Annotated in this window: 8 protein-coding genes; 5 read left to right on the top strand and 3 right to left on the bottom strand. The window is 62.8% G+C overall.

The genetic code is table 11. The annotated features are described in order from the left end of the window. Together FCU66_RS31775 and FCU66_RS31770 are read right to left on the bottom strand one after the other, a co-directional pair. On the bottom strand, positions 1 to 336 hold a 336-nt coding region (locus FCU66_RS31775; RefSeq protein ID WP_136625467.1), incomplete at its 3' end, for a hypothetical protein. Positions 337 to 519: 183 nt separating this feature from the next. Continuing rightward, complete coding sequence (locus FCU66_RS31770; protein ID WP_136616007.1) at positions 520 to 1,461, bottom strand: phosphoribosylaminoimidazolesuccinocarboxamide synthase; 942 nt, start codon at positions 1,459 to 1,461, stop codon at positions 520 to 522. A gap of 260 nt (positions 1,462 to 1,721) precedes the next feature. On the opposite strand from FCU66_RS31770, the gene FCU66_RS31765 reads away from it, so the two are divergent. The 3 genes from FCU66_RS31765 to FCU66_RS31755 all read left to right on the top strand — a co-directional run bounded on the left by FCU66_RS31765 (position 1,722) and on the right by FCU66_RS31755 (position 5,681). Next, complete coding sequence (locus FCU66_RS31765; RefSeq protein WP_136616006.1) at positions 1,722 to 3,338, top strand: GMC family oxidoreductase; 1,617 nt, start codon at positions 1,722 to 1,724, stop codon at positions 3,336 to 3,338. Next, positions 3,335 to 4,549, top strand: a complete 1,215-nt coding sequence (locus FCU66_RS31760) for a mandelate racemase/muconate lactonizing enzyme family protein (protein WP_136616005.1) — start codon at positions 3,335 to 3,337, stop codon at positions 4,547 to 4,549. Before FCU66_RS31765 ends, FCU66_RS31760 begins: the two co-directional genes overlap by 4 nt. A gap of 208 nt (positions 4,550 to 4,757) precedes the next feature. Continuing rightward, entirely contained in the window at positions 4,758 to 5,681 is a 924-nt protein-coding gene (locus FCU66_RS31755; protein WP_136616004.1) for an NAD(P)-dependent oxidoreductase, read from the top strand. Positions 5,682 to 5,760: 79 nt separating this feature from the next. Here the strand turns inward: FCU66_RS31755 and FCU66_RS31750 are convergent, their stop codons facing one another. Beyond that, positions 5,761 to 6,699 carry a diacylglycerol/lipid kinase family protein gene (locus FCU66_RS31750; protein WP_136616003.1) on the bottom strand — a complete coding sequence of 313 codons (939 nt, stop codon included), beginning with the start codon at positions 6,697 to 6,699 and terminating at the stop codon, positions 5,761 to 5,763. 724 nt (positions 6,700 to 7,423) lie between these two features. Between FCU66_RS31750 and FCU66_RS31745 the strand changes: the two genes are divergently transcribed. Then, positions 7,424 to 7,858 carry a DUF4383 domain-containing protein gene (locus tag FCU66_RS31745; protein WP_136616002.1) on the top strand — a complete coding sequence of 145 codons (435 nt, stop codon included), beginning with the start codon at positions 7,424 to 7,426 and terminating at the stop codon, positions 7,856 to 7,858. Positions 7,859 to 7,864: 6 nt separating this feature from the next. Then, a complete protein-coding gene (locus FCU66_RS31740; RefSeq protein WP_136616001.1) occupies positions 7,865 to 8,995 on the top strand; it encodes a hypothetical protein in 1,131 nt (376 codons plus the stop codon). Positions 8,996 to 8,998: the final 3 nt, after the last annotated feature.

Raw genomic sequence — 8,998 nt, 5'->3', positions numbered from 1 at the left:
AGCCGCGCGCGCGGCTTCGATAGCGGTTTGCACGCGTTCCTTCTCAAGAGAGGAATGAACTGTGCGAAAACCAAAGAAGGCAGCTACCAGTACGGGGTATACCGCTAGAGCACCGAATACTTCCGCGCTGGAGCGATCGATGGTGGCGAACGTCAAAAGGACAATTATTGGGACGATAATCACCCAAAATCCGATTATCATCGGGCCTATGATAAACGGACTGAGGATCATAAACGCCTCGCCGGACATCATGCCGGCGGCCAACGTCCAAACAAATAAAAGTATGCCTCCTGAAACAAGAAGGCTTTTCAAAAATCCAAAAAGGAATTCCTGCAACCGCATTGCCACTTACAAATTTTTTCAGGTATTTAGAAATATGCGGGCAGAGCAGTTAGAAAACGGTTTCTACTAAGCGACACGCCCATTCGCTTCGATTTCGGGACGACATTTTGGCGACCGATCTCAATTTCGGTGTGAAGCTATGGGTGGACACGCCCTGCGAAGGACTTCGCAGTACCGTTAGAAGTAGCGCGCCAGGTTCGAACGAATACGATCCAAAACGGTCTTTCCGGAAGGGTCAGGGACGAATGCCTTACCGGTGATCGCCTCGTAGGCCTGTGCATAGACCTTGGAGGCCTGTTCGACGATCTCGTCGGGAATCTTCGGAATTGGATCCTTGTAAGGATCGCATCTGGCCGAGACCCACGACCGGATGAAATCCTTGTCGAAGCTCTCCGGCCGGCTGCCGCTGGCGACGGCCTGTTCGTAGCTCGCCGCGATCCAGTACCGGCTGCTGTCCGGCGTGTGGATTTCGTCGGCAAGAATGATGGTTCCGTTCTTGTCGGTGCCGAATTCGTATTTGGTATCGGCGAGGATGAGGCCGCGTTCGGCGGCGCGCCGCTGGCCGCGGGCGAACAGCCGCAAGGCATAGTCCGACACTGTCTCCCACTGCGCCTGCGTGAGCAGGCTCTGTTCGAGGATCTCGGCTTTGGACAGCGGCTCGTCGTGCCCCCCGTGCAGAGCCTTGCTCGTCGGCGTGATGATCGGCTCCGCCAGCTTTTCATTGTCGCGCAGGCCGTCCGGCAGTCGCATCCCGTACATGTCCCGATCACCGCGCCGGTACCGGGTCAGGATCGAGGTGCTCGTGGTTCCCGCCAGATAGCCGCGCACGACGATCTCGACCGGCAGGATGTCGAGCCTGGTGCCGACGACGACGTTCGGGTCGGGGTATTCGAGAACATGGTTCGGGCAGATGTCGGCTGTTTCCTCGAACCAGTACCGCGCCGTCTGGGTGAGGATCTCTCCCTTGTACGGGATCGAGGTCAGGATGGTGTCGAAGGCACTGAGGCGGTCGGTGGCGATGATGATGCGCCTGCCATCCGCAAGGTCGTAGTTTTCGCGAACCTTGCCGCTGTAATGGCCCGGCAGTTCGGGGATGAAAGCATCCGACAGGACACGCATATGATTTACCTGCCTTCCGCAGAGTGGCCAGAGCATGATTCCGAAAAGTTGCAGACTTTTCGGAAAAAATCATGCGCCAAAATAATGCCATCGCATAAGCTGTCGAGCCGGTGCATATCAAGCGCGATTGTCGGGAATCCCCGCAAACCCGACCAGTTTAACGGTCGCTTTTTTCACAACTGATGCCGGATGGCGCGGCGACGCGGTCAACCCGTCGCGTCTAGGCTGCAGCCAGATTTCCGGAGCCGCCCAGACCCATCATGCAGACCTATGATTTCATCATCGTCGGCTCCGGCTCGGCCGGCTCGGTCCTGGCCGACAAACTGTCGGCCTCAGGGCGCTTCTCGGTGCTGGTGCTGGAGGCCGGCGGCACCGACCGCCGCTTCTACGTGCAGATGCCGCTCGGCTACGGCAAGACCTTCTTCGATCCCACGGTCAACTGGAACTACAAGGCCGAGCCGGACCCAGGCCTCGCCGGCAATGCCGACCACTGGCCGCGCGGCAAGCTGCTCGGCGGTTCGAGCTCGATCAACGCCATGGTCTGGATCAGGGGCGCGCGCGAGGATTTCGATGCCTGGGCGGCCGCCGGCAATCCCGGCTGGGGCTTTGACGACCTCTTGCCCGCCTTCAAGGCGCTCGAGGACAATCAGGCCGGCGCCGACAAATGGCGCGGTGTTGGCGGCCCGCTGCATGTCACCGACTGTTCAAACGCCGTCCATCCGCTGACCCGGCGCTATCTCGCCGCCGGCCAGCAGGCCGGTCTGCCGCTCAATCCGGATTTCAACGGTGCCGCCCAGGAAGGTGTCGGCATTTACCAGATCTCGACCCGCAACGGCCGCCGAATGTCGGCCGCGCGCGCCTTCCTGCGCCCGGCGATGAAGCGTGCCAACGTCCGCGTCGAGATGAAGGCGCTCGCCACCAGGGTGCTGTTCGAGGGCAAGCGCGCTGTCGGCGTCGAGTATCAGCAGAACGGCGAGACGAAGACGGCGCGTGCCGGCCGCGAGGTCATTCTGTCGGGCGGCTCGGTCAACTCGCCGCAATTGCTGCAGCTGTCCGGCGTCGGGCCGTCCGCCCTGCTTGGGAGTCTGGGTATTCCCATCGTCCATGCCGACGAAAATGTCGGTGCGCATCTGCAGGACCATGTCGGCATCAATTACACCTTCAAGGGCAGGCTGCCGACGCTCAACCAGACGCTGCGTCCCTGGTGGGGCAAGCTGCTGGTCGGCATGCAATACATCCTGACCCGTTCCGGCCCGCTGTCGCTGTCGATGAACAATGCCGGCGGCTTCTTCCGCACCGACCCGGCGGCGACACGGCCCAACATGCAGCTCTATTTCCAGGCCTTCTCGACCGTCATTCCCAAAAGCGGCGAGCGCCCGATCCTGACGCCGGATCCTTGGCCCGGCTTTTCCATCGGCCTGTCCAACTGCCGCCCGTCGAGCCGCGGCGAGATCATGATCCGCTCGGCTAACCCGCGCGACTACCCCAAAATAACAGCCAACGCCTATTCGACCGCGGCCGATGTCGCCGAGATGCTCGACGCGGTGAAGTTCGTGCGCAAGATCGCCTCGATGCCTGCAATGGCCGAGATCATCGAGGAAGAGGTTTTGCCCGGTCCGTCGATCACCTCCGACGCCGATCTTATCCAGGATTTCCGCAAACGCTCGGGCACCGTCTATCACCCGGTCTCGACCTGCCGCATGGGCCCTGATCCCTCGCGCGCCGTCGTCGATCCGCGTCTCAAGGTGCACGGCATCGACGGCTTGCGCGTCATCGACGCCTCGATCTTTCCCGACAACATCACCGGCAACACCAACGCCGCCTCGATCATGACCGGTTGGAAGGGCGCCGAACTGGTTCTGGAGGACCAAAAATGAAGATCACCGACGTCAAGACCTGGGTTGTCGGCAACCCGCCGCCCGGCATCGGCGGCAAGTATTTCATCTTCGTCAAGCTGACCACCGACGGCGGCGTCGTCGGCTATGGCGAGGCCTACAACGCCACCTTCTCCGCCCATGTCACGGCGAAGATGGTCGAGGACATGGCCGAGCGCTATCTCGTCGGCCGCGATCCGCACGACATCGAGAACTTCTTCCGCCGCGCCTATTCGTCCGGCTTCACCCAGCGCCCCGATGTGTCCGGCATGGGCTGCTTCTCGGCACTGGAAATGGCCTGCTGGGACATCATCGGCAAGGAGGCCAACAAGCCGGTCTACAAATTGCTGGGCGGCCAGGTGCACGAGACGCTGCGCTCCTACACCTACCTCTACCCGCACACCGGCAGCGTCCATTCCGAGGACGCGCCCGATGGCAAGAACGTCTACAACGACCCCGATCTCGCCGCCGCCTGCGCGCTCGAATATGTCGAGCAGGGCTTCAATGCGGTCAAGCTCGACCCGGCCGGCCCCTACACCGCTTTCGACGGCCATCAGCCGCGCCTCGTCGACATCGATGTCTCCACCCGCATGATCAAGGCGATCCGCGAGGCGGTCGGCACTCGCGCCGACATCCTGTTCGGCACGCACGGCCAGTTCACGGCTTCCGGCGCGCTGCGCATGGCGCGCGCCATCGAACCCTATGATCCGCTGTGGTTCGAGGAGCCGGTGCCGCCTGACATGCCGGAAGTGATGGCGCAGGTCGCCCGCGGCACGTCGATCCCGATCGCCACCGGCGAGCGGCTGACGACCAAGTTCGAGTTCGCCCGCGCCATCGAAAACCGCGCAGCGACCATCCTGCAGCCCGACCTCGGCCGCTCCGGCGGTATTCTCGAAACCAAGAAGATCGCCGCCATGGCCGAGGCGTATCACATCCAGATCGCACCGCATTGCTATTGCGGGCCGATCGTCGGTGCGGCCAACATTCAGCTGGCGGTGACGCTGCCCAACTTCCTCATCCTGGAATCGCTGAAGCAGTGGGACGGTTTTCACGCCACGCTGCTGAAGAAGAAGATCGAGTGGCAGGACGGCAACGTCATCCCGTCGAAAGAGCCTGGCCTCGGCGTCGAGTTGAACGAAGCCGTCTGCGACGCCCATCCCTATACGGGCAAGGATTTGCATCTGCAGATGATGCAGACGCCGCTGATGCCGTGAGGCGTGAAGACTTCTTGGCAATACCGTCTGCAGAAGCCCCCTCACCCAGCCTCCGCTTTGCTCGGCTGACCTCTCCCCGAGGGGAGAGGAGACTGTCGGCGCCGAGCTTGCCTCTTCTCCCCAGCGGGGAGAAGGTGGCCGCGAAGCGGTCGGATGAGGGGGCCTTTGGCGCACGCTTACCGGACCGCACATTAGCCGAGGACAAGTCATGAGCGACCGGCAAAGCTACGCCTTCATCGGTCTTGGCCATCTCGGCGGCAACCTTGCCGCCAGCCTGATCCGCAACGGCTTTGCCGTCACCGTCTTCGACCGTGACCCCACCGCCATCGAGCGCCTGGTGGCGCTCGGTGCCACCGCTGCGAACAGCCCCGCCGAGGCCGCCGCGCGGGCCGGCAACGCCATCTCTTGCCTGCCCTCGCCCAAGGTCAGCGAAGCGGTGCTGGCCGGCCCCGGTGGCTTGCTGGAGGGCCTGCCCCAAGGCGGCACCTGGATCGAGATGTCGACCAATGGCCGCAACGAGATCGTGCGTCTGGCAGCCCTCGCCTCGGCCCAGGGCGTCGAGACACTGGAATGCCCGGTCACCGGCGGCGTGCATCTGGCCGCGGCCGGCAAGATCACCGCGCTGGTCGGCGGCGATCCAGCGCTCTACAAGCGCCATCGTCCAACCATCGAAGCGATGTGCGCGAAGTCGTTCCTGATGGGTCCGGTCGGCTCGGCGGCGGTGATCAAGGTCATCACCAACATGCTCGCCTTCATCCATCTCGTCGCCGCCGGCGAAGCGCTGATGCTGGCCAAACAGGGCGGGCTCGACCTCGCCCAATCCTACCACGCCATCGTTGCCTCCTCCGGCAACAGCTTCGTACACGAGACCGAAAGCCAGCTCGTTCTCAATGGCTCCTACGACATCGGCTTCACCATGGACCTGGCGCTGAAGGACCTCGGCTTCGCGCTCGCCATGGGCGAACAGTCAGGCGTACCGCTTGACCTCGCATCGCGCGTCAACGCGATTTTCGAGCAAGGCAAGGCCGCTTATGGCGGCAGCGCCTGGTCGACCCAGATCGTCAAGTTGCTGGAAGATACCGTCGGCACCGACCTGCGCGCGCCCGGTTTCCCGGCCAAACTCGAACTCTGACGCCAACTATATATCAAGCGATTTCAGGGCGTTGTATGGATCGGCGGATCCATCTGAATCAATCTGTCAACGGCTTGATTCAGTATCTGAGCGTCAATGCACCCGGCAAGATCTCGAAGGTCGCTGGTATGCGTCCCGGCGACTCGCCGTCTATGTCGACCAGCGCGCCATTCTTCTCGACATCGCCGAGCGGTTCGACCACCACTTTCCTGCCGCGCAGGATGGTGATCGCCGGATGGTTGCGGTGCCGGCCGCCATAGAGCAGCCGGATGTCCCAGATCAGCTTCAGCTTGCCGGCGGCGCGCAGGATGACGATGTCGAACTGCCCGTCGGTCAGTTCGGCATCCGGCGCGATCATCATGCCGCCGCCGAAGAACTTTCCATTGGCCACCGCCACCAGCGCCATGCGCGCTTCGACGGGGGCACCGTCATCGACGGTGATCCTGACGTCCTGGAAACGGTAGCGGATGAACTCGACCACGGTGCGCCACAGGAACAGCGCCTTGGCCGACATCCTGCCCTTGCGCTTGTCGGCATTGACGGCGCGGTCGGTGGCGCCGGACAGCCCCAGGCTGGCGATGTTGATGAAATGCCGGCTGGCCAGCGCGCCGTGATCGTCGATGTAGCAGATGCGCCCGGCATCGACCTTGCGCCCCTTGGCCTCGGCGATCCGCTTCAACGTCGCGTCCACCTCTTTGGGCAGGCCGAGCCCGCGCGCGAAATCGATGCCGGTGCCGCACGGCAACAGACCAAGTTCAGTGGTCCGGCCGCTCTCCTCGGTCGCCTGCAGCAGCCCGTCGGCAACTTCGCTGGCGGTGCCGTCACCGCCGGCCGCGATCACCAGATCGAAGCCGCTCACCGCGAGATCGATTGCCAGCCTTTCGGCATCACCTTCGGCCTGCGTCTCGCGCAGTTCGAATTCGCCGAAATGCGTCTTCAGCGACGCGGCGACATCAGGCCAATGCCGTTTGAGCCGGCCGCCACCGGCAATCGGATTGAGAACCACCCCGACTTTCAAGCACATCCTCCCGCAAGGACATCGAAACGCTCGGCACCTCGAATCCTTTGCCGGTATTGAAGCCCGCACCGGTCGGCAGGGCAAGGGCCGAATGTCCGCCGCTGCCGCCCATCATGACGGACGGATAAATCCCGCTACCCTGGTTGATCCCCGATAATCCCGTTATCCACAGGCCCATGGCCATTCCCTACGACGCTTACCCGGCGTACGTTAAACCCATCTCAGGCGGCTACCGATCGCCCAGCCGAAAGGCGAAGTGAAAGGCGGATTTCCTGAGGCCCGTACGGCCCGGATCGAGAGCAGGCTTGCCTGGTTGAGGGACGGATGCCGAGACCTACGGGGCCGCGGAAAGCGTGCCAACGCCGACGGCGGACCGATGCTGCCATGAAGGACGGCAAAAACCTTCGATGGTGCGCAGGGCAAAGCCCGCAAGGGTGGAGACCGGCGTGGTCCCGAACGGACGCTGCTTTCGGGTGGCGGACTGGCAGGACCGTCAAAATCAAGGCCGGCAAGGCGCGACGACTTTACGGAAGTTGCTGCCGCGACCGTGTCCTGATCTGACAGGGAGGCGCTGGGAGAAATCCCGGCGCCGACTGTTTTTTCCCCCCTCGATGCCCTTTGCCGGCGATCTTGCGAGCGCCGCTTCACCGCGCGCTAAAATCGGTTAGTATCGCTGCGTCGTCAGAGTCCGTCTGCATACGGATTCGCAGGAGGGGGATACTTCATGACGCTGATCCAGAAGCTTGCCGTTGCCTATGCCTTCCTGTTTTTCGGTGTTGTCGCCATCGGCTACATACCGGCGTTCAACGATGCCAACGGCAATCTGTTCGGCCTGTTCTCGCTGCAATGGTATGACGACCTGCTGCACGCCTTCTCCGGCGTCTGGGCGCTGGCCGCCGCCTTCATCTCGCACCGCCAGGCGGTGTTCTATTTCAAGCTGTTCGGTTCGGTCTACCTGTTCGACGGCGTGCTCGGGCTGATCACCGGTTCCGGCTGCCTCGATGCCGGCATCTTCATCAACGGCTTCCGCTCCCTCAACGATATCGAATTCCCGGCCCGCTTCTTCGCCAACCTGCCGCACATCGTCATTGGCGGCTTCGCCGTCTATGTCGGCTTCTGGTTGGCCAAGCGCGTACACGACCACTTCGCCACGGCCTGATCGGGCATGTTCCTGTTTCGCTGGCTGAAGCGCATCATCAAGACGATCCTCTGGCTGATCGTCATCGTCATCCTCATCCCGATCATCGGGCTGAGCTACGGCTTCCTGACGACGTCGTCGCTCGACAAGACGCCGTTGCCCGGCATTGCCGACGGCGCGCCGCCCAAGGCGCTGGCCGACAAGGTCCGCGCTGAGATCCCCTTCTACCAGCGGCCGGAGGAATCGACCTTCCTCACCTATCCGGAATGGGCGATCGTCTACGCCGCGCGCGAATATGCCGCCTTCGTCGACAAGGACCAGCCGAGCGGCTTTCCCTACTGGTCTTATGTCGGCCGCTTCTGGCAGGATTACGCCATGGTGATCCGCGCCAGCTCTCCCTACAAGTTCAACTACGCCAACCATCAGATGCTGGTCATCATCGGCACCAGCCACTCGATCGAGCATATCCTGCAGTGGGCCTATGAGAACACGGTCGGCCGCATCACCGAGGCGACATCTGGCAAGCGCACCGCCGCCGACATCTATCAGGCCAAGGTGGCGGCCGACTATGCCGGGTTTCTCGACCAGGTGCCGTGGTACCAGTTTCCCTATGCCGAAAAGCGCGCCGGCCTGTTTGCCGTGCAGCCGACGCCGGGCGACAGTTCCGTCCGCACCAGCGAACGCAAGCTCGCCTTCGGCCTCGCCGACACCATCAAGCAGGGCTATGCCGACCTGATCAAGCAGGCACTCGCCGCCACGATGAACCCGGCCTTCCTCGACATCCATGTCTGGGCCAAGGGTCCGGTCGGCGAAGCCACCCGCAACGAGCCCGACACCTTGCTCGAACGCGACATGGGTGCGGACGGCACCATCTTCGTCACCAAGCGCTATCAGGTGTTCACCGAAATGATCCCGCGCCTGATCGACAAGGGCGTGTCCTTCGTCGAGATCGGCGGCAATGACGAGATCATGGTCACCATGCTGTCCACCGACACGATCGCCGTGCCCGAAGGCATGCGCATCCTGTTCAGCTATCCGCTACCGGCCGATCCGTCGACCCGCCGCACCGGGCTGACTGTCGCCGTGCGCAAGCTGCATCTCGTGCTGCCGGCGCTGATCAAGTCAGGCGCCAGACTCGAACACGTCTATGACTATTGAGAC

The organism is Mesorhizobium norvegicum (genome assembly GCF_004919685.1).
In the GTDB taxonomy this organism is placed as follows: Bacteria; Pseudomonadota; Alphaproteobacteria; order Rhizobiales; family Rhizobiaceae; genus Mesorhizobium; species Mesorhizobium norvegicum.
Note: the sequence above shows the minus strand (reverse complement) of the source record. Positions and strands in the feature narration are given on the sequence as shown.